The organism is Flavihumibacter profundi, from assembly GCF_020076305.1.
In the GTDB taxonomy this organism is placed as follows: domain Bacteria; phylum Bacteroidota; class Bacteroidia; order Chitinophagales; family Chitinophagaceae; genus Flavihumibacter; species Flavihumibacter profundi.
On the sequence record NZ_JAIQXE010000001.1, the window covers coordinates 1,780,360 to 1,807,347 of the forward strand.

At 43.4% G+C, this 26,988-nt stretch carries 19 protein-coding genes; 13 read left to right on the forward strand and 6 right to left on the reverse strand.

The genetic code is table 11. From position 1 onward, the window contains the following. The first annotated feature begins 1 nt into the window (after nt 1). Complete coding sequence (locus LAQ65_RS07685; RefSeq protein ID WP_224116363.1) at nt 2-673, forward strand: gluconate 2-dehydrogenase subunit 3 family protein; 672 nt, start codon at nt 2-4, stop codon at nt 671-673. A gap of 8 nt (nt 674-681) precedes the next feature. On the opposite strand, the gene LAQ65_RS07690 is transcribed toward LAQ65_RS07685, so the two are convergent. Both LAQ65_RS07690 and LAQ65_RS07695 read right to left on the reverse strand, forming a co-directional pair. After that, nucleotides 682-2,019 (reverse strand): GntP family permease, encoded by a 1,338-nt coding sequence (locus tag LAQ65_RS07690; RefSeq protein ID WP_224116364.1) that lies wholly within the window; start codon nt 2,017-2,019, stop codon nt 682-684. 44 nt (nt 2,020-2,063) lie between these two features. After that, on the reverse strand, nt 2,064-3,386 hold the full coding sequence (locus LAQ65_RS07695) for a glycerate kinase type-2 family protein (RefSeq protein WP_224116365.1): 1,323 nt from the start codon (nt 3,384-3,386) through the stop codon (nt 2,064-2,066). Nucleotides 3,387-3,566: 180 nt separating this feature from the next. Between LAQ65_RS07695 and LAQ65_RS07700 the strand changes: the two genes are divergently transcribed. The 11 genes from LAQ65_RS07700 (at nt 3,567) to LAQ65_RS07750 (ending at nt 11,729) form a co-directional block, all read left to right on the forward strand. Then, nucleotides 3,567-4,556, forward strand: a complete 990-nt coding sequence (locus LAQ65_RS07700; protein WP_224116366.1) for a c-type cytochrome — start codon at nt 3,567-3,569, stop codon at nt 4,554-4,556. Beyond that, a complete protein-coding gene (locus LAQ65_RS07705; protein ID WP_224116367.1) occupies nt 4,553-7,546 on the forward strand; it encodes a WD40/YVTN/BNR-like repeat-containing protein in 2,994 nt (997 codons plus the stop codon). Before LAQ65_RS07700 ends, LAQ65_RS07705 begins: the two co-directional genes overlap by 4 nt. A gap of 4 nt (nt 7,547-7,550) precedes the next feature. Next, nucleotides 7,551-8,555, forward strand: coding sequence for an alpha/beta hydrolase (locus tag LAQ65_RS07710; RefSeq protein WP_224116368.1), 1,005 nt, complete (start codon nt 7,551-7,553; stop codon nt 8,553-8,555). 62 nt (nt 8,556-8,617) lie between these two features. After that, on the forward strand, nt 8,618-9,157 hold the full coding sequence (locus LAQ65_RS07715) for a helix-turn-helix domain-containing protein (RefSeq protein ID WP_224116369.1): 540 nt from the start codon (nt 8,618-8,620) through the stop codon (nt 9,155-9,157). A gap of 254 nt (nt 9,158-9,411) precedes the next feature. Then, a complete protein-coding gene (locus LAQ65_RS07720; RefSeq protein ID WP_224116370.1) occupies nt 9,412-9,597 on the forward strand; it encodes a CsbD family protein in 186 nt (61 codons plus the stop codon). Nucleotides 9,598-9,695: 98 nt separating this feature from the next. Continuing rightward, nucleotides 9,696-10,034 carry a cupin domain-containing protein gene (locus LAQ65_RS07725; RefSeq protein WP_224116371.1) on the forward strand — a complete coding sequence of 113 codons (339 nt, stop codon included), beginning with the start codon at nt 9,696-9,698 and terminating at the stop codon, nt 10,032-10,034. A gap of 146 nt (nt 10,035-10,180) precedes the next feature. Next, nucleotides 10,181-10,732 (forward strand): SOUL family heme-binding protein, encoded by a 552-nt coding sequence (locus tag LAQ65_RS07730; RefSeq protein WP_224116372.1) that lies wholly within the window; start codon nt 10,181-10,183, stop codon nt 10,730-10,732. Between the two features lie 21 nt (nt 10,733-10,753). Then, nucleotides 10,754-10,966, forward strand: a complete 213-nt coding sequence (locus LAQ65_RS07735; protein ID WP_224116373.1) for a hypothetical protein — start codon at nt 10,754-10,756, stop codon at nt 10,964-10,966. A 28-nt stretch (nt 10,967-10,994) separates the two neighbouring features. Further along, on the forward strand, nt 10,995-11,132 hold the full coding sequence (locus tag LAQ65_RS07740; protein WP_224116374.1) for a hypothetical protein: 138 nt from the start codon (nt 10,995-10,997) through the stop codon (nt 11,130-11,132). 6 nt (nt 11,133-11,138) lie between these two features. Further along, nucleotides 11,139-11,294, forward strand: coding sequence for a lmo0937 family membrane protein (locus LAQ65_RS07745; RefSeq protein ID WP_224116375.1), 156 nt, complete (start codon nt 11,139-11,141; stop codon nt 11,292-11,294). A 12-nt stretch (nt 11,295-11,306) separates the two neighbouring features. Next, complete coding sequence (locus tag LAQ65_RS07750; protein ID WP_224116376.1) at nt 11,307-11,729, forward strand: hypothetical protein; 423 nt, start codon at nt 11,307-11,309, stop codon at nt 11,727-11,729. A gap of 52 nt (nt 11,730-11,781) precedes the next feature. Here LAQ65_RS07750 and LAQ65_RS07755 read toward each other — a convergent pair whose 3' ends face one another. Then, nucleotides 11,782-12,780, reverse strand: a complete 999-nt coding sequence (locus LAQ65_RS07755) for an NADP-dependent oxidoreductase (protein WP_224116377.1) — start codon at nt 12,778-12,780, stop codon at nt 11,782-11,784. Between the two features lie 227 nt (nt 12,781-13,007). Between LAQ65_RS07755 and LAQ65_RS07760 the strand changes: the two genes are divergently transcribed. Further along, nucleotides 13,008-13,466: a sll1863 family stress response protein gene (locus LAQ65_RS07760; protein WP_224116378.1), complete on the forward strand. Its 459-nt coding sequence runs from the start codon at nt 13,008-13,010 to the stop codon at nt 13,464-13,466. Between the two features lie 37 nt (nt 13,467-13,503). Here the strand turns inward: LAQ65_RS07760 and LAQ65_RS07765 are convergent, their stop codons facing one another. From LAQ65_RS07765 to LAQ65_RS07775, 3 genes are all read right to left on the reverse strand, one after another. Continuing rightward, nucleotides 13,504-22,200 (reverse strand): GH36-type glycosyl hydrolase domain-containing protein, encoded by an 8,697-nt coding sequence (locus LAQ65_RS07765; protein ID WP_224116379.1) that lies wholly within the window; start codon nt 22,198-22,200, stop codon nt 13,504-13,506. Between the two features lie 284 nt (nt 22,201-22,484). Beyond that, entirely contained in the window at nt 22,485-23,819 is a 1,335-nt protein-coding gene (locus tag LAQ65_RS07770) for a carbohydrate porin (protein ID WP_224116380.1), read from the reverse strand. Between the two features lie 73 nt (nt 23,820-23,892). Then, nucleotides 23,893-26,964 (reverse strand): PVC-type heme-binding CxxCH protein, encoded by a 3,072-nt coding sequence (locus LAQ65_RS07775; RefSeq protein WP_224116381.1) that lies wholly within the window; start codon nt 26,962-26,964, stop codon nt 23,893-23,895. Between the last annotated feature and the right edge of the window lie 24 nt (nt 26,965-26,988).

Below are 26,988 nucleotides of genomic sequence, written 5' to 3' on the forward strand. Positions count from 1 at the left end.
TATGGACAGAAGGAAATCAATAAAAGCCATGTTTATTGGCACTGTATCCACAAGCCTTATCATTGAGGCCTGCAGGCAAAGTGAAACACCAAAAACCGCAAAGCCGGAAACAGCTGCAGCTGTAGTGGATATGAAAGACCGGATGGCAGAAGAACTTGAACATGATAAAGCACTTCATGAAGAAGTATTTTTCACTCCGGCAGAAATGACCACAATTACCGTGCTGGCTGATATAATTATACCAAAGGATGAAGTAAGCGGCAGCGCTTCGGATGCCAAGGTTGCGGACTTTATTGAGTTCATGGTAAAAGACAAACCGGAACTTCAGGTGCCTATGCGGGGCGGACTGAGATGGCTAGACCTTCATTCCCTGAAATATTATGAAAAGTCATTTACTGCCCTGGATGAAAAGCAGCAATTGGAAATAGTGGATGAAATCGCTTATCCACTTAAAACAAAAGCTGAGTTTAAGCAGGGAGCAGCCTTTTTCACCCTGATGCGCAACCTGACCATTTCAGGATTTTACACGACGGAAATCGGTGTGAAGGATATTGGTTATATGGGTAATAAGCCAAACCAGTGGAATGGTGTTCCCGATGAAGTATTGAAACAATACAACCTGGCCTATACGGAAAAGGAATTGAAGGAATGTATCAGTTTTGATAAAGCCTGATTATTGAATTATAGCAGTGCTAACAGCAAAATAAATAGCAGGCTTGACAAACTTAAAACAATACTCACCAGGGAAAAACTCCGGTATGTTTCCTGCATGCTTAAACCAGAAAACTGGGAGATCACCCAGAAATAGGCATCATTAGTATGACTCACCATCATTGCACCCGATGCAGTTGCGCTAAGCAATAATGATAATAAAAACGGATCCTCAAATCCGGCGACAGGGGCAATTGGTGCCAGTATGGAAGTTGCTATGATGATAGCTGAAGTGGTAGAGCCCTGTGCAGTTTTGAGCAAACAACCAATCGCGTAAGCAATCAATAAAAATACAATGGGTGAAAAGCTTCCGGCCTTCACCCATTGCCCTACAAAATCCGCCAAGGGTGTACTTTTCAGCACATTACCAAAAACGCCACCGGCTCCAACCAATATCAGGATAGGGCCAGCATGAACCATGGCTTCCGACATCCATTTTTTAAAAAGGGTGGATTCTTCCTTTCTGACCAGTAATAAAGAAAGCAATAAGCCACATAATAGCGCTAGTAGAGGATTACCGAAAAACTGCAGGATGCTTTTCATTTTTCCAGGCATGTTTAAGAGTGCGGTAAGAGAACCTCCGGCTATGAAGAATACCGGGATAACAATTGGCAAAATACTTTTCCATAATGCCGGGAGATATTTATTCTCTTCTTCTTTCACTTCATCAAAACTATCCAATCCGCCGGGCTTGTTTAAAAACCTTGATGCAAACCACCAGCAAATCATAGTAGTTGGAAAACTCACCAGCAGTCCGGTCAGGATAACAACACCAAGATTTTGACCCAGTCCAAGATTGGCGGCACCAGCCAAAGTGCCGGGGTGCGGCGGCAAAAAACAATGGGTGATATACAAACCACCTGCCAATCCACTGACAATTGCAGTATAGGACTTCCTGCTTTCCAAGCTAAGCGGTTTAGCCAGTCCATTTAAAATCACAAACCCGCTATCGCAAAAGATGGGAATACCCACAACAGCACCAATTATAGTAATTGCCAGTACTGGCTTATCCTTGCCAAACAAACGGACAATGCCATTTGCTATGCGCAACGTTGCACCTGTTTTTTCCAAAACCGTCCCGATGAGTGTGCCCAATATAACGACCAAACCGATATGTGTCATCATATTGCCAAATCCTTCATTTGCTATATTGGCAATATCCTTTATGGGCAATCCAACAAACAACCCGGTAAGTAAGGCGGTAACAAGCAAAGCCAGGAAGGGGTGCCAATGCAACCGCGAGCAGGCTACCACTATAAAAAGGATAGCCCCGGCGATTATGAACAAAAGTGGCAGCCCGGTTACCATTTTTTGAAATGAATATAGTTCAAATTAGAAATGTATTGCTCCCCCTACTCCACTATCACCACAACAAGATCCATCACATTTGTTTGTGTTGCCCCGGTTTTCAATAAACCACCTGCAGCTTCAAAAAAATGATAGGCATCCTGGTTATACAGGTATTGCCCGGGATCCAGTCCTTGTTCACCCGCGTTAACCAAAAGGTCGGCGTCTGCGATAGCACCGGCTGCATCAGTTGGCCCGTCGGTGCCATCGGTCCCTGCAGCCAGCAAAGTGATGCTATGATTCAATATGGTTATTCTTTCACTTGCCAAAACACAAACTGCGCTTAAAGCCAGGTGCTGGTTTCGGCCACCTTTGCCGCTGCGGGTGACCGCTACCGTTGTCTCCCCCCCATAAAGAAAACAGGCAGGTATATGCCCGGTATAGTTCCCGCAGGAATGGATTATTTCCCTTGCAATTAAGGCGGCATCTCCATCCAGTTTACCGGCCTGCAGCGGCACTGCATATCCCAGATCCTTTGCCTTTGCTGCAGCCGCATCAAGGGCAATGTGGTTGCTGCCAATGATTTTGTTCTGCACTTTCAAAAAAACAGGATCGTTGTTTTTGGGGGTTTCGGGTATTGATCCCTGTAAACCATTTCGAATATGCCGGGCAACGGATACAGGCAGTTTGTCTGCTAAACCATATTTTTCCAGTATTCCCTGGACATCAAAAAAATTGCTGGTATCAGGCACAGTTGGACCACTGGCAATAACCGACAAGTTATCACCCGGCACATCAGATATAATTAATGAAAACCAATTGGAATCGGGGGCATAGCGCAATAGTTGTCCGCCTTTAATAGCCGAAATATGTTTCCGGACAGTATTAAATTCATCAATACAAGCACCGCTGTTAAGCAATAACCGGAAAGTCATTTGCACATCTGCAAGGCAAGCACCATCGGGAATATCAATCCATAAGGCAGAAGCCCCGCCACTTATCAGGCAAATAATAATATCGTTTACCCCAGCCTGTTGTAGCAATTCAATTGTTTCAGCAGTAGCAGCCAATCCCTTTTCATCCGGAACAGGATGTTCGGCTTCCCGGCACCGGATGGTACTTAAAGGAATACAATGTGCATATTTAGTAATCACAATGCCAGCAGTTATACGGTTACCCAAAATATCCTCCACTGATTTTGCCATAGCTGCACAGGCTTTCCCGGCCCCTATTACATAAATATTTCGTGGCTCAGTCAGATCAAACTCCTCGTTAAAAACCTGCAGTGTATTATTTGAATAGTGGAGATGGGCCGGAATCAATTGTTCCGGCTGAACAGCAGATACCGCAGCTTTGAAAATTTGTATCGCTTTATCCCTGGTTGTCATTTATATGGATTAGCTGGTTTAATAAGCAGAAAATACATTAGAATATCTATTAAACAAAAAGAACTATCAAGACCTATATTTCGGTTCAGGAATAATTTCTTAAATTCAATGGCCTTATCTTTTTCATATCCGGAGAATTCCAACTCCTGACCAACAAACCAAACTGCTAAATTTAAATACATGAAAAAGATTTTTAAGTTCCTCGGCTATATTGTATTGTTATTAATACTATTTGTAGCGGGAATCCTCGTTTATGTAAAAATTGCACTCCCCAGTGTTGGTGAGCCGGAAAAATTGACCATCGAATATACACCCGAAAGGATCGAACGGGGAAGGTACCTGGCCAATAGCGTTACCATTTGTATGGATTGCCATTCCACCCGCGACTGGACAAAATTTTCGGGGCCGATAACACCCGGCACACTCGGTCAGGGTGGCGAGCGGTTCGACCAATCCGTTGGGTTTCCAGGTGTATATTATTCCAGGAATATTACGCCTGCCGGTATCAGCCGGTATACAGATGGCGAACTTTTCCGGGTAATCACAACCGGTGTTACCAAAGAAGGCAGGGCTATGTTCCCTGTGATGCCTTACCAGCATTATGGGCAAATGGATCCTGAAGATATCAAGAGCATCATTTCGTATATCCGTACATTAGATCCCATTCAAAAAGAGGTTCCGGAATCTGTATCTGATTTTCCCATGAATTTTATCATCAATACAATTCCAGCCAAAGCCAATTTGCAGAGAATGCCTTCTAAGTCCGACCCCCTTGCTTATGGAAAATACCTTGTTAATTCTTCAGCCTGTATCGACTGCCATACCCAGGTGGATAAAGGCAAGATCATTGAAGAAATGGCATTTGCCGGTGGAAGGGAATTTAAATTCAAAGACGGATCAGTAGTACGTTCGGCAAACATAACACCAGATAGGGAAAGTGGACTTGGCAGCTGGACAGAAGAAATGTTTCTAGCCAGGTTTACAGCATTTTCAGATTCATCTTACCAGCCACGTACAGTTTCTAAAGGTGAGTTCAATACGCTGATGCCCTGGAGCATGTATGCACATATGAATAAAGAAGACCTCTCTGCAATTTTCACCTACCTGAAAAGCCTGAAAGCAATCAACCATAGCGTAACAAAATTCACACCGGCCCAAAAATCATTATGATAAAATCTCCATTAGCGAAAGTGGCAGTTTCGCTCTCTATAATTTTTGCCACATCCACCTTACATGCGCAAACCGTTGACGGGAAATATTTAAACGCCATGAAATGGCGGATGATAGGTCCGCATCGTGGCGGCCGGACTGTTGGTGCTGTCGGGGTACCGCAACAACCGAATGTATTTTATATCGGCGTAAACAATGGTGGCGTTTGGAAGACCACAGATTATGGCCGGACCTGGTTCCCGATTTTTGATGACCAGCCAACCGGTTCCATTGGTGATGTGGCTGTTGCGCCATCCAACCCATCTGTTATTTATGTGGCCAGTGGTGAAGGTATCCAAAGACCCGACCTTTCTGTTGGTGATGGCATATACAAATCGGGTGATGGCGGTAAAACATGGGTGAATACCGGTTTAAGGGATGGACAACAAATTGGCGGATTAGCCATCGACCCCAATAACGAAAACCGTGTCTTTGCTGCTGTGCTTGGGCATCCTTACGGACCTAATACAGAAAGGGGCATTTACCGCACTATAAATGGTGGAAAATCCTGGGAAAAAGTATTTTATATAGACGAAAATACCGGGGCAATACAAGTGGCCATTGACCCGAAAAACCCGGATATCATTTATGCAGACCTATGGGCAGGCCGGCAGGGGCCCTGGGAAAATGGTGAATGGAACGGCGATGAAAGTGGATTATTCAAATCAACAGATGGAGGTAATACCTGGAAACAATTGACCAAAGGATTACCAACCACCAAACAGGGACTTGGCCGAATTGGTTTTTGCATAGCCCCCACCAATCCAAATCGGTTATACGCTACTGTTGATGCAGGTGAGTTTGGTGGTGTGTATACAAGTGCGGATGCAGGTGAATCCTGGACCCTGCTCACGAAGGATAGCAGGCTGTGGGGCCGGGGCGATGATTTCGCCGAAGTTAAAATTGATCCCCAGGATGAAAACATTGTTTATATCGCCGATGTGGTGGTTTGGAAATCGAAAGACGGAGGCAAATCCTGGAAAGATTTCCGGGGAGCGCCAGGAGGTGATGATTACCACCGGATCTGGATCAATCCCAATAATACAAATATTCTCCTCATAGCTGCCGACCAGGGCGCAATAATTACGGTAAATGGCGGCGAAACCTTTTCTTCCTGGTATAACCAGCCAACTGCCCAGTTTTATCATGTCAGCACAGACAATTCATTTCCCTACAATGTATTTGGCGGTCAACAGGAAAGTGGCTCAGTGGGCATTTCCAGCCGCGGGAATGACGGGCAGATTACATTTCGCGAATGGCATCCTGTAGGTGGCGAAGAATATGGCTATGTGCAGGCCGATCCTAAAAATCCTGATATCATTTACAGCGGTAAAATTGCGAAATACAATAAGCGCACAGGCCAGGTGCAGAATATTTCACCGGATGCCATAAGAACCGGTAAATACCGGTACATCCGCACCATGCCCATCGTTTTTTCACCGATCGATTCCACTACTTTATACTTTGGCAGCAATGTTGTTTTCTCTACCAGGAATGGCGGTGACAGCTGGAAAACCATCAGTCCGGATTTAACCAGGGAAACCTGGGAAATTCCCGCGAGCGTTGGCGTTTATTCCAGCGATGCACTGAAGAAAATGCCCCGTCGCGGCGTAGTCTATACCATTGCGCCATCTTTTAAAGACATCAATACCATCTGGGCGGGTACAGATGATGGTTATATACAGGTTACGCATGATGGCGGAACCAGCTGGACAAATGTTACCCCACCCCAGGTGACTTCCTGGAGTAAAGTATCGATGCTGGAAGCCAGTCACACCGATGTTAATACTGCCTATGCGGCGGTAAACAGGATTCGCTGCGACGACCTTCATCCGCATATTTATAAAACCAATGATGGCGGAAAAACATGGAAAGAAATTGTAAACGGATTACCAGATGATCCCATCAATACGATCCGTGAAGACCCTGAACGCAAAGGTTTACTGTTTGCAGGCAGCGAAAGGAAAGTTGAGGTATCTTTTGATGAAGGTGAACACTGGCAGTCCTTGCGATTGAATATGCCAGCCACCTCCATCCGCGACCTGGTCATTAAAGATAATGACATAGTTGTAGCTACCCATGGAAGGAGCTTTTGGATCCTTGACGACATAACTCCCCTCCGCCAAATAAACAATGAAGCCGCAATTGCACCTGCAATTCTTTATAAGCCGCAGCAGGCCATAAGGGTCCGTTGGAATATGAATACCGATACCCCATTGCCGCAGGAAGAACCAGCCGGACAAAATCCACCTGAGGGCGCCATTATCAATTATTTCCTGAAAGAAAAAATAAACGGGGAAATGAGCCTGCAAATAAAAGACCAGCAGGGCCGGGTAATCAGGAAATTTTCAAGCAATGATACATTATATACTATTCCACCATCAAATATTCCTTCCTATTGGATCAGGCCACAGCAATTGCTGTCAACTGATGAAGGTGCACATAGATTTCAGTGGGACATGAAATACACGCCGCTTGATGTACCTCCATCCTACCCCATAGCTGCTATTTACCAGAACACAGACCGGAATCCAACTTCACCCTGGGTAATGCCAGGCAGTTATATAGTAGAACTACAGGTAAATGGGAAAACATATTCACAGCCATTGATTATTAAAATGGATCCGCGGGTAACCAGTTCTATGGCCCAGTTGCAACAACAACATGATTTATCCTTACAGTGTTATGAAAACAGGAAAGAATGCCAGCGACTGTATAAAGAAATAAGCGGATTCAAACCGGCAAGCAAAAACGCAAAAACTAAAGCAGCAGATACCCAAAAATACCAGGGCTATAGTAACCTAGCGCAACAGCTGGAAAACAGTTTTGCCAGTTTGCATGGCATTCTGCAGGAAAATGACAATGCCCCAACCTCACAGGCAGTAAGCGCATGCGCAGAAGCCAATAACCAATTGCAGTCATTAAAAGAAAAATGGGCCGCCAGGAAATAATAACATGAAAAAACTTGCCATTTTAATCGGGGTATTCATTAGCGTGGTTCAAGGAATCCACGCGCAACTCTATTACCAGGCAGATATCCTGGGAAATGGTTTTCAAATGGCCACCATTCAACAACCCGATGATTATGAGGGCAAGGTAACCTGCACACTGGTAAGAAAGCCGGCAACAACCAATAGCACCAAAGCAGTGTTGTATATCCATGGTTTCAATGATTATTTTTTCCAGGAAGAAATGGCCAATCAGTACACTAGCCAGGGCTTCAATTTTTATGCATTGGACCTACGGAAATACGGCAGATCCTGGTTGCCTAACCAAAAGATGAATAATGTTAGGGACCTTAAAGAATATTTCGCAGATATTGATACCGCTTTACAGATTATTAAACAGGAAGGTGCAGTTTATACTTTATTGAGCGGACATTCCACCGGTGGTTTAATTGTTACTTATTATGCCCAGCAACATTATGGCAGTAAATTATTGCAGGGGCTCTTCTTAAACAGCCCGTTTTTTGATTTCAATTTACCACAGCCAACAAAGAAAACCGGGATACCAAAAATAGCCAAACAAGGTGTAAGGGAACCAGACCTCTTAAGGAAACCCGGAACATCCACACTATACGGAGAAAGCTTGCATCAATCAGGCAAAGGGGAATGGAATTACAACCTCACATGGAAACCATTCATTGCACCGGCTCCGAATTATGGATGGATAAATGCCATTTATACTGCGCAGAAAAAAGTAAAAAAGGGCGGCAAAATTTCCCAGCCCATATTGCTCATGTATTCAGACAATTCGGTATATACACAAACCTGGACAGATCAGATGTTCAAAGGCGATGCTGTGCTGGATGTAAAGGATATCGCGGAAAGAGGTGCAAAACTGAAGGGCAACAAAACAATTGTCGTCATCAAAAATGGTATGCACGACCTGGTACTTTCCCCCAAACCTGTAAGAGATACCGTTTATAAACAGCTTTTTACCTGGCTTGTAAAACAGTAATTGGCAGAAAAAATAACTCAAAGGGCTTACCTTAGATAGACTTGAAACTCTATATCAAATACATGGTTAGCATTCGTTGCAAAATGATTGTAAAAGCCGAATTGGAAAAACTAAATCTTCATTTCAGTTCAATTGATTTAGGTGAAGCAGAAATTTCAGAAGACATTACCCCTTTTCAATGGGAAAGCTTAAAGAAATCGCTTTTAACATCAGGCTTAGAATTGATGGATGATAAAAAAGCCATCCTGATAGAAAAAATAAAGAATGTAATCGTAGAAATGGTTCATTACTCAGATGAGCTACCAAAAATAAAGAAATCTGTTTTTATCAGTGAAAAACTAAACCATGATTATACATATTTAGCGAATCTTTTTTCTGAAACGACTGGCATAACTATCGAACAATTTATTATTGCCCATAAAATTGAAAGGGTAAAGGAAATGCTTTTATATGATGAACTGAACCTGACTGAAATTTCCTATAAACTGAACTACAGCAGTGTAGCCCATTTATCTACCCAGTTTAAAAAAGTTACGGGTCTTACACCCAGCTTTTACAAAAAGCTGAAACAAAAAAAACGCATTAACCTTGAAAATCTGTGAATACTCAGGACCCAATTTCCCATCACCTATCTAACCAGCAATTAGAAACCTACTAGCAGGGCATCACAGCTTTACAAACCACTATTTTTTTTCATGAGCCAAAACAGGCAGGAAGAAAACCTAATTCTTCCATATGTGTGGATTATGTAAGTAATAACCATATTTATGTAACATACGATCCGGTTATACCCGCGACCTTTGTACTGCATTTTTTTAATTACCTATCCTGCAATTGCAGGGACAAATTATAAACAATGAACACACAGGAAACAAAAGGAAACTGGAATGAAATGAAAGGAAAACTTAAAAAAAAGTTTGCCATCCTTACCGATAATGACCTTATGTATGAAGAAGGCAAAAAAGATGAAATGTTTGGAAAGCTTCAGCAAAAATTGGGCAAAACAAAAGACGAATTAAACAAGTTAATTGAAGCCCTTTAAACAACCCTTATCTGTGGTAAAATACCGTATGCCAGCATATGTGGCATACGGTATTTATTTTACATCCAATCCAATTTAATTCCGGTAATAAATTATTTATGGACACACCTGAAATAGAAAAATCAAAAGCACATATTACCGTAGAAATAATTGAATATGTTGCAAATTCTGTGGTTATCAAAACCATTCTTAAAAAATCGACAGGAAACATCAGTGTTATATCCTTTGACAGCGGGGAAGGATTGACAGAAAAAACATCACCCTTTGACAGTTTTGTCCAGATAATAGAAGGGAATGCCGAAATAGTAATCAGCGGGGATTCGCATTTCCTGGTTACAGGACAATCCATTGTTATACCTGCTCATGCAGCAAATTTCGTACGTCCAAACGGAAGATTTAAAATGATTCAAACTATTATTAAAAGCGGATATAACTGAAATGCACGGAAAATGGAATCAATAACCAGACCAGTGAATTATACAATTATAACCCAAAGTACTGTAATGATTGAAGAAGGATTACGACCGACCTTTGGGCAAGTATGAGAGTTTCATTATTTATTATAGCAATTATACCAGTTGGTTTGGCACTATTTCAAACATATGTAAGCGGTTCAGGCAACAAAACAAAAGTCCAGCAATACAACGTGGTCAGGCTTGGAAATGACTTTGAAGTACGATATTACCCGTCTGCGATGATGGCCACCATCCAATCCTCCGAAAAATCATACAAAGCAATTGGTCGCAAGGGATATACAAAATTGGTCAATTTTATTTTCGGTAACAATAGCAGGAAGCAAAAAATCACAATGACAGCACCGATTCATATGCAAGTGAATGCAACCTCATCTTCCATGTGTTTTGTAATGCCTTCCATTTACAATAAGGGAAACATACCCCAGCCTATTGACCCTGATGTAATGATCACTTTATCACCTAATGAATATGTTGCTGCAATAAAATTTAGTGGCTATGCCAACGATGAAAAAATTAATTATTATATCGAAAAGCTAAAGCAATCGTTAAAAGAAAATTCGATAACATATACCGGCGACTTCAGTTTTCTTGGATATAGCCCTCCATACCAGTTGTTTGACAGGAAAAATGAAGTAATTGTCAATATCAACTGGCATTAACAAAATAATACAATTCAAATCATGGAAAGGATAGAAACAACAAGGAAAATGCCGGATAATGAAGCAAAAAAAGAAAAAATAATTACTGATGACGTACCGGGAAATAAAGTCGATCTATCGGGCTCCAATTTAGATGATGCAATGGAAAATAAAGGTATTGAAGTTGAAGAAAAAAACTACTACAGCATTGGCATTGATGACCATAACAAGCTTAGAGAAAACAAAGAAGACTGATAATCACAAAAAATGAAATAAATAAAAAATGAGAAAAAGGAATAATGACCTGAGAATAGTTCTCGACAATTTTAAAGACAGCGGGAAAGAAGATCGGGTAAAATTTAAAACTGATTTCGATAAAGACATGGAAGACTTTGGAAATGCATTTAAAAACATTAAATAATATAATATGGGAAATCTTTTATATGCCATTGCGGTAATTCTTATTATACTATGGGCAATTGGCTATTTCGCTTTTAGCGCCGGCTACCTGATCCATCTGTTACTGGTAATTGCCCTGATCGTAATAGTACTTAGGCTAATTAAGGGCGAACGGGTACTTTAAAAAATTCAAACAATGATAAAAAATAAACTTTCGCTATTTAGTATAGCACTATTGATTCTGGTCGCAATATCATCCTGCGCCAAAAAGATAACCTTTCAAACATCCCCATATGTTCCGGCAGCGAGAGGGTATGTTAAAGTAAAAAAAGATAGTAACAAAAATTACGTGGTACAAATTCACTTAAATGATTTAGCCGAGGTTCAACGTCTGGAACCGACTAACCAGACTTATATAGTTTGGCTGAATACAGCTGAAGAAAAGCCTAAAAACATCGGCAAAATAACCAGCTCGGCAGCCACTTTTTCAAACAACCTGAAGGCCTCATTTGAAACTGTTTCATCAACCAGGCCCACGCAAATTTTTATTACTGCAGAAGAGGATCCGGGTGTGCAAATGCCGGGTTCAAAAATCATTCTTACAACAGATAGTTTTTAAGTACGGTTGGTTATGTTGGATTGATGGGTACATGCTTTGCATGTACCCTTTTTTAGGCCTCCACTATCATCTTCCCGGTATTTTCCCCTTTGAACAAACCGATTAAAGCATTCGGTAATTGATCAAAACCATGCAGTACAGTTTCTGTAAATTTCAACTGCCCGTTTTTTACCCACTGTAATAACTGTTGCCTTCCCTCGGGGAATAAATGCTGGTAATTGAAAATAATAAACCCCTGCATTAGTACGCTACGGGTTAAAAGCATGGGCTGCAACCTGGGACCCATTGGTATTTCAGTAACATTGTATAAAGAAATTTGTCCGCATAAAGGTATCCTTGCGTGAAAATTTATATTGCTGATCACAGCATCAGATATTTCACCACCAACATTATCAAAATAGATATCCACGCCATTTGGACAAGCCTCAGCAATTGCTTTTTTAATATCAGTAACTGTCCTGTAATTAATTGTCACATCAAAGCCAAAGTCTTTTTTGAGCAAGGCACATTTTTCATCCGAACCGGCAATGCCAATTACCCGGCAACCCTGAATTTTTGCAATCTGTCCGACCACCATTCCCACAGCCCCTGCTGCACCGGAAACTACCACCGTTTCACCTTCTTTGGGTTTGCCAATGTGCATCAATCCCACATAAGCGGTTAATCCGGGCATACCCAATATACCAAGGTAATAACTGGGTGGTGCGATTTCACCATCAATAATCTGCAGTTGCTTTTCCGACACAACCATCTGCTCCTGCCATGGCAACATACCAATAACCAAATCACCTGTTTTAAACTGATTCGAATTACTTTTTACGACTTTTGCCACTACCCCGCCTTCTATGTGTTGATCAAGCTGGAAGGGGGGTGTATACGATTTTGCCTCATTCATCCTTCCGCGCATATATGGATCAACAGAAAAAAACAGGCCGCGAACTAACACTTCACCATCATTAAGAGGTGACAATTCTATTGTTTCGATTTTAAAATTCTCAGGGATGGCAATTCCTATTGGCCTGGATTTAAGCACAATTCTCTTAGTGACCATAATATTTACTGATTTTTTTTCGCTGACAAAGACTTTTCTCCCCCACTTGCGCGAGTTTTGGTGAATATCGCGCATATGTTTCAATATTGGAACAAATAATCCTTGCAGTCGCTATCAGAAGCGGCTTACTGCATAATGTGTGAATGATGCAAATACATCTAACAATTGTATAATAATAAATACACTATCAAGCCTACTTTGCATGGTGATTTCACCAAAAAAAGTATATGAAAAAGACGATCATGAATTTTGCAATAGCTGGCCTTATATCCGGCTTAATATTAACCAGTTGCAGCAGCCCTTCCGAAAAAGTGGATAAGCAACAGGAAAACGTGGTAAAGCAGGAAGAAAAAGTGACAGAAGCTAAAGATGACCTCGAAAAAGCACGCCAGGAAAACAGGGCTGAAATTGAAAATTTCCGCAAAGAATCTGCCGAAAAAATTGAAGCCAACAACAAAAAAATCGCAGAATTGAAAGCAAGTATTGAAAAGGATAAAAAAGCAGTAAAGGCCGACTATATTAAAAAATTAAATGAGCTGGAAAAAAAGAATAAAGAACTGAAAATAAAACTTGATGAATACAAAGAGGAAGGCAAAGACAATTGGGAAAAATTTAAAACCCAGTTCAATAGTGATATAGATACAATTGGTGATGAATTCAAGAAACTAACGAACAATAAAAAATAAAAAATCCCTGCAACTGAAAGAAAGTTGCAGGGATTTTTCATTTTCCGGAGTAAACCAAATTCACTTCTACGTTATGTTCGACATGGTCATTGGTCATAATCACCATATTACCCTTTTGCTCAACACCATCAACGAATACGGTTATTAATTCTGCTTCACCTTTGGCCTGACTAAAATTTATCTTATAGCTGGTTTCTCCAAACCTGTATAAGACATAAAATGAATTCCATTCCCAGGGTATGCATGGATTCAGCAGTAATGAATCACCCACCCTTTGCAATCCAAGCACTGACTCCAATATCAACCTGTACATCCAGCCAGCTGAACCGGTATACCAGGTCCAGCCACCACGGCCACTGTGCAGGTCAATGGAATATACATCAGCAGCAACCACATATGGTTCCGCTTTATAAACAGCTATTCGTTCAGCGGTATTACCATGGTTAACAGGATTGATCAAGGAAAATAATTCCCAGGTCCTTTCTTTTTTCTTCATTGCTGCAAAAGCCATGACCAGCCAAATTGCTGCATGGGTATATTGCCCTCCATTTTCCCGGACACCGGGCACATACCCTTTGATATAACCCGGATTAAGATCCGACTTATCAAATGGCGGGTCCAATAATTGAATCAATGCTTTGTCTTTTCGGACCAGGTATTTATAGGCAGATTCCATGGCTACTGAAGTGCGATCGGCATCACCGGCATTGGATAATACAGACCAGCTTTGCGCAATGGAATCAATCCTGCATTCCTGGTTTTCTGCGGAGCCAAGTACTGCGCCATTGTCAAAATACGCACGTCGGTACCATTCTCCATCCCATGCGGACTTTTCAATATTTACTTTCAACCGATCAGCTTCATCAAGGCATTGTTCAGCAAAAACAATATCATTTCTTTTTCCGGACAGCACACTAAACTTCTTCAAAATATCATACAGGAAAAACCCGAGCCACACACTTTCCCCTTTCCCTTGGTTGCCAACTTTATCCATACCATCATTCCAGTCACCCGACCCCATCAAAGGCAAACCATGGCTGCCAAACTGCAGGCCATGTTGAATAGCACGCACACAATGATTATAAACACTGCCAGCATCGGAAGACCGGCCGGGCAGGTCATAGTAAGATTCTTCTTCATGATTCAGCACGCGACCTTCTAAAAACTGGACAGATTCATCCAGAATGGAAGAATCACCTGTACACAAAATATACCTGTAGACCGCATAAGGCAACCAAAGGAAATCATCAGAACAGCGAGTCCGTACACCTCTTCCGGTTGGGGGGTGCCACCAGTGCTGCACATCCCCTTCTTTAAATTGCCGGGATGCACAAAGCAGAATATGGTCTCGTACCATTTTTGGTTCTGCATGAAGGATAGCCATGGCATCCTGGATCTGGTCGCGGAATCCAAATGCACCGCCAGATTGATAGAACCCGCTGCGCGCAAAAAACCGGCAGGCAAGGGTCTGGTACATCAGCCAGCCATTACCCAGTAAATTGAATGATTTATCGGGTGTTTCAAACTGTACTGCACCTAAGGTTTTTTGCCAGTACGCACGCACTTTTTCGAGTGCCATAGCAACTGCCCCCGGTGCCCTGAACCGCTGCACAAGGCTTGATGCTGCACCTGTATTAATTCCGGTTCCCAATAGAAAAACAATTTCCTGTTCCTGGTTATCAGCCAGGTCGATAACGACCTGTAATGCACCGCAGGGATCCAATGCGGCACCTGTTTTACCGGATAGCCTGCTTCGACTTAATGCATCGGGATTATTCAGCGAACCGTTACGGCCAATAAACTCTGCCCTGTCTGCCGTAAAGGTCCTGGTTGCATCATTTACATCGAAGAAACAAACCTTGTCATTAAATTCCTTATTGTAAGGATTTTTCGCAAACAAAGCCCCTGTTTTGGTATCGACTTCTGTAAGGATATGCATGGCAGATTTTGGCCGCAAGTCTCCCAGCACCCATTCAACATAACCTGTTACAGAAAGTTTCCGTGGCCTGCCGGACATATTCCGTATACGCAATACCGTGAATTTCATGGTCGCCTCCAGGTCAACAAATACCTGCATGTTTGACTGAATGCCTTCTTCCACGTGCTCAAAGATGCTATACCCGAACCCATGCCTTGTTCTGTAATCAGACTTACCTCTTATTGGTAAAGCAGTTGGGCTCCAGAACTGTGCAGTTTCTTCATCCCGTATATAGAAGACCTCACCTGCGGTATCGCTTACAGGGTCATTATTCCAGGGTGTAAGGCGAAACTCATGTGCATTCTCTACCCAGGTATAGGACTGCCCGCTTTCTGAAATAACTGTACCAAATTGATGATTGGCAATTACATTCACCCAAGGCAATGGAGTAACCTGGTTTTGATGTGTGGTGATAACATATTCCGATCCGTCCGGTGAAAATCCGCCAAGGCCATTAAAATGTTGCAGTTTCTGTGCAGGTAATTCCAATTTAATTGCCGGCAGAAGATTTGTCCTGGTCACCAATTGTGGTATAACCGGTTTTAAAACAGGCCGCCTGTTTACCTGGCTTACAAGTGTTCCCTTATTATCGGAAAGCACCATCCTTGCAACCGTTTCAATGAGTATCCTGTCCTCCGGCGCGATCTGTTCGGTTATGCGTACAAAAATGCCACCGGGACGTTCAGTAGCTTCCATACCAACTCCGGCACTGATTAGTGCAAGCAACTGATTTTGTAAAAGCTGACGGTAGCCGCCATAATCTTCATTCCAGATAACCAGATCAACAATTAATCCTTTAAGGCGCCAGTAAGCATGGGCCTGCACCAATTGCCTGACAAGACTTATATTTTCAATATCCGCAACTTTTAAAAGCACAATGGGAAGGTCACCGGAAATGGAATAGCTCCACAGACCTGACTGTCCGCGGTGATTTTTCAGCAGTATGGACGGGTCTGCCCTTAAAGAAGTATTGGCATAAATAACAGAACTGGCAAGCCTTGCATATAACTGGGCATCTGCCTCAGTTGCATTAATTTGCCTTAATACCACCTGGCTATGTGTCCAGGCCAGTTCGAAGGCACGGTCCATAAAGGAAGGATCCTGGTATTTTTCAATAAGACCTTCTGTTGCCTCGAGTGTTTCACTTATACCATAAACCATATCAACTGTAACCGATTCCTGCGGGTCCAGAATTATCCTGTATTGAATACTCACTATCGGTTCCAGGACAGGACCTTCTGTTCCGCTTAAACCCTTATCTGTAGTCATTGCAGCCGGATTTGCGATGCTATTTCCCCTGCCAATGAATGACATGCGATCTGTTTCAAAGGATACCTGACTGGCATTTCCACTATTGGTTTTCATAACATGGAACATCCAGGGGCAACGCTCATCAGCCGAACGTGGCCGGCGGGTACAAAGTATGGCGTGCTTCTGTGGGATAATTTGGGTTTGTACAAAAAGATTGCTGAATGCCGGGTGAATTGTATCTGCGACAGCTGAAGTCAATACAACCTCCGCATAACTGGTTAACTCAATTGTTCTTTTCCTGCGTGACCTGTTGGTAATATGCACCCGCCTGATTTCAACATCATCTTCCGGAGATACTACTATTTCAGTATGGGTTTCAATATCATTATCCCTGCGGCGAAATTCTGCGCGACCCTGTGAAAAAACAGCTTCATAATTCTTTGCGGTTTTAATAGTAGGCTGGTGGCCAGTTGACCAGAAAGTACCCGTCTCGCTGTCCCGGATGAAACAAAAACTACCCCAGTTATCACAAGTACTATCCTCACGCCAACGGGTAACCGCAATATTCCTCCACCGGCTATATCCGCCTCCCGCATTGGTAACCATAACATGGTAGTTGCCGTTGGACAACAATTGCACTTCAGGAATGGGTGTATCAAGGTTCCTGATAACCCGCATTTGGGGAGCATCTGAAACGATACTGATATCAGCAATATCAGGAGGTGGGGAAAAGAATTTAATGGCTTTTGGAATACGTTCCTGCAACAAAAGCAAGGTGGCCTGGAACCGCGGTTCACTGGCAAATCTTTTCTGCATAGGCTGATCCAACAACAGGTAAGCAAGCGATAGCAGGCTCATGCCCTGGTGGTGTGCCATATACGACTTAATGGTAACACTGGTCTGGCCTCTTGGAAGTCTTGAAGGGGTATAATCGATAGCTTCATAAAATCCAAAAACTCCTTCATACTCGCCTGCTGTTAATCGTTCCATATTCTGGCAGGCTTCTTCAGGGTCCACCATCAATGCCAGGACAGTTGCGTAAGGTGCAATTACAAGGTCTTCGCTGAGTCCTCTTTTCAAGCCGAGTTCCGGAACACCAAATGCGCGATACTGATAGTTGAGGTTCGCATCTACCAGGTTGTATCCCGATTCGGAAATACCCCATGGCACCCCTAGTTGGTTACCATATTCAACCTGCCTTTTCACCATTGCCCTGCAGGTTTCATCCAACAAAGTATTTTCATAGGTTGGCATTACCAGCATTGGCATCAGGTATTCAAACATCGAGCCTGTCCATGAAAGCAACACTGACACCCCCCCCGCATTAGTAAGTTGCCGGCCCAGGGAAAACCAACTTTCCTGCGGTAATTTCCCCTGTGCGATACCAACAAAAGTGCTTAGCCTGGCTTCAGAAGCAAGCAGGTCATAGAAGCTGGGATCCCTGCGCTGTTCATCTGCGTTGTATCCGATGGCCAGCAAATGCTGCGACTTTTCATAAAGGAACTCGTACTCTACATCTGAAAGATCTAAACAGACCAGGGCAAGTTGTTCAATCAATAACAGTTTTTCCCGCGCTGATCCTGCCAACTTTTCCAATTGAAATGCGAAATTGACAAGTCCCTCTTTTTGAGCTGTATTAAGATTTCCAAGAAGTAATTCTTCTAATTCTATAGTTAGCCTGTTATCCAAATGAATGATATCTGACAAGGACGGAATTTCTCCCAGCTTCAGTATTTGCGCAATTTCTTCCGGAACCTGGGGTGGCGTTATCCAGGGCTTGAGCAGACCCAACTCTTCCTTTATTTTTATGGTCTGCAACAACAAGGCATGCACCCAAATATACAGGCTGCTTCCTGTTTCAGCAGTATGTTCTTCCACAACTTTTTCAGCAGCCTCCACCAGGCTATCAGTTAAACCATTGATCGCCGGCAAGGTAAAAGGCAATAGCCCGAGAAGGGAAAATAAAGTTTTTTGGAATGCGTGCAAAGTGACTGACTTTGGGATTTCTGCTATCACCAACCTGAGCGTATCATTTAAACCTTCAAATAATTTCGGTTCAATCATTGGCTGATTGGGCAAAGCCAAAATCCCCTGCCTCAGTGTCAAAAGGTGCCCTACGAGGTTACCGCTATCAACAGTTGAAATATAACGTGGCGGCAATGGGTCCATGGAAAGTGTATCATACCAGTTGTAAAAATGGCCCCGGTGCCTTTCCATTTTCTGCAAAGTGCTGAAAGTGTTAGATGTCCGTTCAAGGAACTGTGTATTGGTAATATATCCAAAATCCGATGCAGCCAGGTTCGCCATTAATGAAAGCCCGATATTCGTTGGAGAAGTCCGGTGAGCGATCCTTTCAACCGGATGTTCCTGGTAATTGTCGGGTGGCAGCCAGTTATCCACCGCAGTTACAAATTGTTCAAAATAAGCCCAGGTCCTCCGGGCTGTTTTGCGCAGGAAAATGATTTGCTGTTCATTCAAATCAGCCTGCTGTTTCTTCAATGGACGGCTAACCAACCATGCAGCAGCGGGAGAAAAGATCCAAAGTATTAATATGGGGTCTGCAACAAAATGATCTAATGGGGAGTAAAAAGAAAGAAATACCAGGCCGGCAAGGCCCAGAAAAGGTGCTATCCACATCGATTGGTAAGCTTCAGACAAACCACCGGAATGATGGTGTTTTGGGTTGCTGTATGGATTCCATTCGAGCAGGTGTTTGTGGCTGATCAACATCCGCCAGTTGGTGCGGAAAATTGCATCTATTGAGTAATATGCTTCATAAGGAAGGCATGTAATCGTGAAAAGGGTTTGTAAAAGGTTATTGACAACAGTATGTATTGAATCTGAGAAATGTTGTTTCAGCAATATTTCCTTTGGCTTATGCAGTATATCAAATGTTGCCGCAATAAGTGAAGGCAACAACAATAGTGCTGTAACCACCAGTGTCCAGAACCAGGCATCATATAAAACCGACCAACCCAGCAATAACAATACCATAAGCGCTGATGGCACCAGGCTCCTGCGGATATTGTCGAATATTTTCCATCGCGACAAAGCGGATAAATGGTTTTTATGCCAGCCTTTCCCCTCTGCCGGAATAAAGGGCAGTATCCAGGCTGCGATCTGCCAGTCGCCCCTGATCCAGCGGTGCCTGCGTTTTACATCAGCACTGAATTTTGAAGGGTACTCCTCATAAAGCTGTACATCACTTAACAATCCGGATCGCAAATAACAACCCTCCAGTAAATCGTGGCTGAGTATCCTGTTTTCCGGGAAACGGTTATCGAGACCCTGCCTGAATATATCCACCTCATAAATACCTTTCCCGATAAATGATCCTTCATCAAACAAATCCTGGTAAACATCCGATGTTGTTCTGGTATAAGGATCAATGCCAAGGTCACTGCCATGCATACGTGCAAAAAAGGAATTATGAGTACCGGGTATACTAAGTGCTACTCTTGGCTGAAGTATGCCATACCCTTCGGTTACCCGCTCTTTGTGTTCATCGTATTTTGCCCTGTTCAGGGGATGGGCCATGGTCGCTATAATTTTATAGGCGGCATCCCTTGGTAATTGTGTATCTGAATCGATAGTAATGACATAACGTATTTCAGGGAATATGTCCTTCCGGCCAACTATATGCGTAAATGCATCCCGTGCCTCACCTCGCAATAATGCATTGAGTTCGGTTAACTTTCCTCTTTTCCTTTCATAACCCATCCATTGGCGGTCTTGCCCATTCCATTTTCTTGGGCGGTGGAACAAAAAGAAAATATCACTATCGGTTTGGGCATATTTCGCATTCAGTTCTGCAATCCTTTGCGACGCTAACTCAATCAATGGCCCATCTTCAGGATCCGTTTCAGTAGCTGCGTCTTTGAAATCGGTCAACAAACCAAAATGTAAATGCTCAGCTTTATTCGCCAGAAAATGTACTTCCAACGCTTCCACCAAACCTTCAATTTCTGGCTTACTGGTAAGCATAGTTGGAATAATAATCAGTGTGCGGCAATCAGGTGGTATGCCCGATTCAAAATCCATGCGCGGCAATAATTGGGGGCGGATAAAAAGAGTAGTGAGCCAATTCACCAACGTAATTGCAAAATGGCTGGCACCGAAAAAAGATAAAAGGCAAACAGACGCTAAAATCCAATATCCTGTTCCGTCAGCATTGGCTTTGGTAAATAAACTCCATCCGACAAAAAGGGTAACCAGTAAAATTGTTCCTACGTAGAACAGCAATGGAAAACGACGCACAATTTCTTGTAGCCTGTCTTTTACCGGCAGATCCAATTTTATGCCTTTCTCAATATGCTGCAGCCCTTTTCCCACCAGAAAATAGCCAACATGTGCGGACCGGTCAGCCGGACCAATTTTTATAGCAGCATTTGCTGCTAATCGAACAGCCATCCCCGCAATATCCTGTTCTGACAAATCACTGTACCTGCTTAGCTTTTCTACAACATGGCGATAATGATCGCGCGTTGAAAAGTCCATTTTACTATAAATCCCACCTGTATCTTTTCTCAGCACCTGGTCAACTATGCTGAGTGATTCCACAAAATCACGCCAATCCATTGTTCCCAAAAAGCGCAGGCTTCCAATACTGTTACTCATGGAAACCTGGTCTGCGGCCTGCTTCTGGATCTCAGTATTAATCAGGTCTGCACTGGTTTGTCCTGTTTCCGATAACCGTTGTTCAATCCAGTTTAAGGGCAATGCCAGAGCCGGGCCTTTACCCTGTAATTGCCGGGTAAGTTCTGCAACAAAGGAACTCACCATTGGCGGATGTGACCTTGCCATATCTGCAATAACCAGTATAAGGCTTTTCGGATCTTTTTCGGCAATGGAAGTCATCTGTTCCACCCAATAATCTGCCAGGTTCTGGTTTATGCGGTCAAATGCAATTTGGGTGGACAGGCGACGGAGGTTTTCGATCAGCGCAAGCCTCAGCATAATGGGAATGGCCCACAATTCGCCCAATTGAAGCGGCGTAATTTCCTGGTAGGCAGCAATAAAACTGGCCAGGCTTTTAAGGTCCACACGGCCATCACTATGCGAAATAATTTCAATCGCAATATCATATACACGGGGCAACCCTGCAGACGCGCCTCTTAACAGGCGGGGCAAATTTTCACTATAGCCTTTTGGAAGGTGTTTTTTGCCGGTGCGTATCTGCTCCTGGATCAGGTAAAAATTATCCAGTAACCATTCGCCTGCCGGAATAATGCGCTGGTTGGTTTTAATTGCGTCTGTGAGCAAGTGGTGAACTTCCAGCAATAATTCTTCGTTATCGGCTAACCTGTTCAGCAATATATTTGGCGCCCTGCCAGCAATCAGTGCGTGCCTCTCGGCCAATATTTTGCCATAATGTTCCATCTGGTCTGCACTGTACAATTCAGAACGCAACGGAGGTTTCTCATTTGCATATTTCTGCATCAGGTTTTTACCTGGAAATGATATTCCGATGGAGGATAGGATATCCTGTATTGGATTAATTTTCACTGCTTATTTTTTTGAATGCCAGCTTACCTGTACAAAATGTCTGTTTTGTAAAGGATACAGCAGAATTTGTTCAACTAATAAAAAAGATCGTAACACAAATGATGCCTCTTTAAAGACATGCTCAGAGTAAGTGAGATACGGGAATTCTGGTATGGAATATTAATATTAAATAATAATCCACTACATAAATTGCAGTAATTTAGGCTAGAAACTTGTTCTGTAAGGTAAGTAAAATTGCGGGGAACAGGTGCGGGATGGCAAACAAAGGTAAAAAACCTGGAAGATTAAAACTCCAGGTGCCCCCTGATTGCAAAAACATGTACGGGACCACGATCCTTATTATATGCCGGATTCTGTACAAACTGGTAATCAGCAGACAGGAAGAAATTGGTAAATAATTTTGCCTGGTAATAGAGTTCAGTGATTGCTTCAGCACCATAATTCAGTTTCCCATCACCAATGATAAAACCATAAAGGCCTGCATTTAAAAAATCCTGGTGTTCGTGTGAAATACCATTTACAACTTCTGCAATACCAATATGATCATTGGGCCGCTTCCAGCCGGTTCCATTGATATGTAAGCCGGCACTGGCACTATGGTCTATTTCTGTAAATGCCCATGTGGCAGTCTTCCCGTCATTCCAGCTGGCCTTAAAAAAAGCACCAATGGATTTGCTGATTTCCTGTTCTGCATTTATCCCAAAACCAAACTTTATTCCACCATATACTTTCCATTCTTTCACCCCTGTATAAACATCAACACTGGTACTGTCACCAACTTTTATGTCTGTAAGGGTTTTGATGTAAGTGGGTGCTTGTGATGCAGTCCTGAATAATAAAAACCGAACCGCTCCCGGCCTTTTTAGTTCCCAGTTCTTCTCGAATTCAAATGTTTCAGAATGGGCTTTTGTTACCTTGTAATCCAGTTCCAGGCCGTTTGCTTTACGCGGGACAAGTGCCGAAGAAAAACGGATGGCCCACCCTGGTTTCACCAACTCAGCAACCAGGCCCTGGGTGTATCCCCGGGTATCAGCAGGATAATCCCATCCTCCGTTGCCCATTAAAGACCAGTTCAGGAATTGCGAACGCGGGTCATGGCTATAGGCATTATTATCAAAATAATCAGACAAGCTGATCTTACCCGCAGTAATGGTAATCCGTGAAGTAGGTATACTCTCCGCTACCTGATTATCATCAGATCTAACAAAAGCGTATGCCGAATTTTTCAAGGGGATATACTGTCGCAGGTAAAATCTTGCGATATACAATTTCGGATCAGCACTTCCAATCCTGAAAGTTTCACCATTGGTAAAGCCTGCAATTCCTCTGGCAGCACTGAGGCCTGAGCCACCGGCTATTTCAGGGTTAAAATAGGCAGATGCATTTTTCCAAAGTTTTCGCCCGACAAATAAAGTTGTAGTTACTGATAATTTACCGCCCTCCCTTTCTGATAACAAACTGTTTTCACCAGAATATTTTGCTGAAAAAGACGGGTGCGACTGACTGACGGCTGTCAACTGGAAATGGTAACTCCAGTTACCCAAAGTATCCTTTGCAGGTTGTGCCATAGCGACTGCAACCACACAAAATAAAGCCGCTAATAAAATTGTCCTTTTCATTAGCGGCGAAAGTATAATATTAACCAGGCGTCGAAGAATGAAAGGAGCCATTTAACCAATGGTTTACATCATCTTATTTCTTTTTTAACGAAGAGAGGTAATCCAGCAGGTTGGCCAGGTCCTGGTTGCTCATGTTTTGGTATAGCCCGTCAGTCATCATGGAAGACTTCATTTCCTCCATCGCAACTACTTCATTGGCTTTGAATTTCTTATGCGACCCGCCGGGGAATTTCACTTCAATATCTGTCTCGGTTTTACTCACGATCAACCCCGAAAACCCTGAACCATCCTTCATTTTGAAAGTCCAGCCTTCATACCCAAAACCTATACCTGCAGAAGGATGTACAATTGCTTCCAGTAAACCTTCCCTGGGCAGCTTTGACCCTATTTCTGAAAGGTTAGGGCCAAAATCAAGGCCCATACCTGGTACCTTATGACAGGTACCACAATTGTTTGAAAAAACTGTTTTGCCCTTTTCAGGATCAGGAACCAGTCCCTTCAGGTCTTCCATAGTAGGCGCATTCCTGGCCAATTTACTTTTACTGTCTTGGGGAAGGTAACCTGCAGCTTCATCCCGAACAGATTTCATCCAGGCTTCATCAACACTGGCTACTACATCCGGAATAAGTTCTTTAGGCACTTTATGTTGCTTTAGGATTTCCAGCACCCGGTTTTCGCCAGTGCCGCTTTTTCCTATTTTGGAAGCTGCCTGCTTTCTAACATCCATTTTATAGCTTTTTGACAAGGCAATGGATTGCAATAAATCCACGGAACGCTTGCTGCCAACGTATCCGAGGGATGCTAATAAAGATCTTGTAGCTAGGCTGTCTTTCCCCTTAATAGTTTTTATAACCAGGGGCTGTCCATCGAATTGCAATAATAACCCTGCAGCATCCTGCCCTAATGTTTCACTGGAATCAGTAATCGCCATATGCAGCAAAGTTTTATTCTCGGTCTTAACCGAAAACCTCGATAGCAATTCTATGAACTCGCTGGTACCCTTAACCGAATCAATCACCTGTTTCAATGCCTTTTGCGCAACGGGTGATTTTTTTACAGTGGCCACATCAAGGGCGTGCAATACCAGTTTATTGAGGGCAACATCCTGCGACTGGTTACCCTTGATTATATTCAGCAACAAAGCATATTTTGTTGGCCCGCTATTAAAATCGAATGCCCTGAAATACCGCTGCCTCTCTTTGACCGAAACTGTTGGATCGGCTGCCAGTTTTGCCAGGTATGGAATTGCCTTTTCACTGCGGGCCCGCCAGATAATATCTTTACCTGCAGCTGTGGCAAGCGGATCTTTCACTTTTTCCAGGTAAGCAACAAGGAACTTATCCCATTGGTTATCTGCGCCAATACCCAATGCTTCGAGGTACCAGCGATCTTTCCCATCATGCGCAATTGCCAGGCTTGTCCACCATTCTGCAGCCATTGGCATGGTCTGGTGATACAAGGCAAGAGCAGCTTCACGACGAACAGCAATATCCTGATCTGCAATTAATATGGGCAATACCAATTCCAGTTGCTTTATTTCGACCGCAGCCCTGATTGCTGCGATCCGGAAATCAGGATTTTCACTGCCGGCGGCTTCTGCCAGATATCTTTTCAGATCGGCACCAGGCATTTTCAATAAAGCCCATAATGCCCGAGCACGCATCCTGGGATTACTATTTTCTTTCCAGCATTTTTCCAGTTCAGGAACTGCCCCCTGGCCCATCAGTTGTAAAGCAGAAAAAGCATGGAACCGGACAGAAAGGTTTGGGTTTTGCAAGGCAGTCACCGCACCGGCAGCGGTGGTGAAATCAAGCTTTGGCTGTTTGTATTTCGCACCTGGTGGCGCAACCCGGTACACCCGGCCACGAACCTGGTCCCCGGCTGCATGCCCACCCACGCCCGGATCATACCAATCCGCTATATACAAGGAGCCGTCTGGCGCCACAGAAACATCGGCAGGCCTGAACCAGGGATCTTTATCTCCCTTTAAAATATTCTCTATTGTGGCTGTATACCCTGCACCACTTTTCTGCACAAGATATGACCGCACCACATTCGGACCCGCATCGCAATGGATCAGCTGGTTGCGGAATGTTGCCGGCAGCAAATCACCTTCATATACTACCATACCCGTGGGTGAACCAGCAAATGTTTGCAATAAATTAGGCACTTCGCCGGGATCATTAAGGTGCCAGTGCCGCAAAGGAATGGAGTCTTCCATATTCGTGCGGCTCGATTGCCAGGATGCCCCCGTCATTTCATCAGTATATCCGTAGTTACCGTTGGGCATCACGAAATTGATCCGCGTTCCCCGGTTACCATCATCATCGTTATCACTTTGCCAAAGTGCGCCATAGCTATCAACAGCAACTTCATATGGGTTCCTGAAATTATCGCCCAGGCATTCTACCTGGCTGCCATCGGGATTACACCGGAAAACCATTCCCTGCCTGTATTTCTTCGGACCTATTACATCACCATCCTGGTCCAGCACGTCTTTACCGGATTTATCTTTCAGCGTATGCGCTTCATTACCGAAATTGAAGTACAATTTTCCATCCACACCAAAACTGAAAGCATGCGCGCCATGGTCGTGCTGCTCACCACCAATTCCCTGGAAGAGTATTTCCTTACGGTCGGCTTTGTCATCTCCATTATCGTCATAAAAAGACCATACATAAGGACTTTGTGATACAATCACGCGGTTACCCAAAACGCAAATACCAAGTGGCGCATTGATTTCAGGACCCTGGTAGAATACCTTGGTTGTATCCGCATGCCCATCCCCGTTAGTATCTTCAAGTATGATAATCCGGTCACCAAGCGGATTTGTTGGATTGCCATTAACAGCAGGCCGGTAATTATACGCTTCTGTTATCCATACCCTGCCTTTTTCATCCACATCCATATTCGTTGGGTTCTGCAACATGGGTTCTGCCGCAAACGGCAATACTTCAAGTCCTCCAGCCACTGTTAGTCCTTTCAGCGCATTTTCAGGAAGCCGCTTTTGTGCTTCTGACAGGGTATCGGGCTGCTGTTGGGGCTTGGGTTTGGGTTCCGGGGTATTACAGGAAAAAACGCCGGTAAATAAGAAGATTATTAATGCTAAGGTGAATACTGCAGGCTGCCGTTGGAAGATTTTCATTTCCTAATCTACCCCATGAAAATG

Excerpts from the sequence above, each read along its gene's own strand:
- LAQ65_RS07685 (WP_224116363.1), top strand. The coding sequence starts at position 2 with ATGGACAGAAGGAAATCAATAAAAGCCATGTTTATTGGCACTGTATCC.
- LAQ65_RS07690 (WP_224116364.1), bottom strand. The coding sequence starts at position 2,019 with ATGGTAACCGGGCTGCCACTTTTGTTCATAATCGCCGGGGCTATCCTT.
- LAQ65_RS07695 (WP_224116365.1), bottom strand. The coding sequence starts at position 3,386 with ATGACAACCAGGGATAAAGCGATACAAATTTTCAAAGCTGCGGTATCT.
- LAQ65_RS07700 (WP_224116366.1), top strand. The coding sequence starts at position 3,567 with ATGAAAAAGATTTTTAAGTTCCTCGGCTATATTGTATTGTTATTAATA.
- LAQ65_RS07705 (WP_224116367.1), top strand. The coding sequence starts at position 4,553 with ATGATAAAATCTCCATTAGCGAAAGTGGCAGTTTCGCTCTCTATAATT.
- LAQ65_RS07710 (WP_224116368.1), top strand. The coding sequence starts at position 7,551 with ATGAAAAAACTTGCCATTTTAATCGGGGTATTCATTAGCGTGGTTCAA.
- LAQ65_RS07715 (WP_224116369.1), top strand. The coding sequence starts at position 8,618 with ATGGTTAGCATTCGTTGCAAAATGATTGTAAAAGCCGAATTGGAAAAA.
- LAQ65_RS07720 (WP_224116370.1), top strand. The coding sequence starts at position 9,412 with ATGAACACACAGGAAACAAAAGGAAACTGGAATGAAATGAAAGGAAAA.
- LAQ65_RS07725 (WP_224116371.1), top strand. The coding sequence starts at position 9,696 with ATGGACACACCTGAAATAGAAAAATCAAAAGCACATATTACCGTAGAA.
- LAQ65_RS07735 (WP_224116373.1), top strand. The coding sequence starts at position 10,754 with ATGGAAAGGATAGAAACAACAAGGAAAATGCCGGATAATGAAGCAAAA.
- LAQ65_RS07740 (WP_224116374.1), top strand. The coding sequence starts at position 10,995 with ATGAGAAAAAGGAATAATGACCTGAGAATAGTTCTCGACAATTTTAAA.
- LAQ65_RS07745 (WP_224116375.1), top strand. The coding sequence starts at position 11,139 with ATGGGAAATCTTTTATATGCCATTGCGGTAATTCTTATTATACTATGG.
- LAQ65_RS07750 (WP_224116376.1), top strand. The coding sequence starts at position 11,307 with ATGATAAAAAATAAACTTTCGCTATTTAGTATAGCACTATTGATTCTG.
- LAQ65_RS07755 (WP_224116377.1), bottom strand. The coding sequence starts at position 12,780 with ATGGTCACTAAGAGAATTGTGCTTAAATCCAGGCCAATAGGAATTGCC.
- LAQ65_RS07760 (WP_224116378.1), top strand. The coding sequence starts at position 13,008 with ATGAAAAAGACGATCATGAATTTTGCAATAGCTGGCCTTATATCCGGC.
- LAQ65_RS07770 (WP_224116380.1), bottom strand. The coding sequence starts at position 23,819 with ATGAAAAGGACAATTTTATTAGCGGCTTTATTTTGTGTGGTTGCAGTC.
- LAQ65_RS07775 (WP_224116381.1), bottom strand. The coding sequence starts at position 26,964 with ATGAAAATCTTCCAACGGCAGCCTGCAGTATTCACCTTAGCATTAATA.